This is a genomic window from Empedobacter sedimenti (assembly GCF_030005555.1).
Taxonomy (GTDB): Bacteria; Bacteroidota; Bacteroidia; order Flavobacteriales; family Weeksellaceae; genus Empedobacter; species Empedobacter sedimenti.
In genome coordinates this window covers 1-935 of sequence record NZ_JASCQG010000042.1, presented here as the reverse complement: position 1 = coordinate 935, position 935 = coordinate 1, and the positions used below count along the sequence as shown (strand labels likewise).

The following is a 935-nucleotide window of genomic DNA, read 5'->3' as shown; positions in this document are numbered from 1 at the left end:
GTTAGCAGAGATTTTAAGACACATACCAAGTAAATGAAGTATATAAGTTTAATTTAAATCAAAAAAAACAATGAACAAATTCAAATTTTTAACATTAGCAGTAATAGTCGCTATCTTTGTGTCTTGTGGCAACGGTAAATCAACAGATTCTTCTACAAAGGAAGAACAAACAACAACACAAACTGAGCAAAATGGTGATTTCACTTTAGGAATTTACTCTGCAACATTGCCTTGTGCAGATTGTATGGGAATCTATACACATATTACCTTTAAAAAAGACCAAAGAGCTGCTAGAAGTACAATATATTTAGACAGTGATGGTACTTCATTAAATGAATATGGTACTTGGACAAAGAATGATAGTATTATTGAATTAACAATACCAAATACGCCAAAAGAATATTTTTTAGTAAAACCAAACAGCACCTTAGTAAGATTAAACACTGATAAAAAAGAAGTAAGCGGAGAATTAGCCAAACAATATGTTTTTGAAAAAATAGAAGCATATACGTCTGCTCAATTAAACGGTACTTATCAAACCAATACCATCGACAAAGGATACAACCAAATTTTAGAGTTAAAGGCTGATAATGATAGCATCTATACCATAAAAATTTCATTTACAGGAGCTGCTAAAGGTTGTACGTTTGAGGGAAAAGGTCAATTGGTTAATAATCAAATCGATGTGGAATTAAATACAATCAATAAAGACTTAAAAGGTACTATGACTATTTTATTTAAGGATAAAACAGCTGAAATATTTACTTCAAAATTTGAAGATAGACTTTCGTTAAATTTCTTTTGTAGTGGCGGAACAAGTTTAGCCGGAGATTATCACAAAAAAGAGTAAATACGGGGGGGGTTAAACATGCTGATAAATAAAAAACCTCTGCTAACTCAAAGTTTGGTGAAATTATAACACCTTTTATGTAAAA

The 935-nt window shown here is 30.5% G+C and carries 1 protein-coding gene; it reads left to right on the top strand.

The genetic code is table 11. From position 1 onward, the window contains the following. Nucleotides 1–70: 70 nt before the first annotated feature. Nucleotides 71–850: a copper resistance protein NlpE gene (locus QHG34_RS15820; RefSeq protein ID WP_282631185.1), complete on the top strand. Its 780-nt coding sequence runs from the start codon at nucleotides 71–73 to the stop codon at nucleotides 848–850. Nucleotides 851–935 lie beyond the last annotated feature (85 nt).

Excerpts from the sequence above, each read along its gene's own strand:
- QHG34_RS15820 (WP_282631185.1), top strand. The coding sequence starts at position 71 with ATGAACAAATTCAAATTTTTAACATTAGCAGTAATAGTCGCTATCTTT.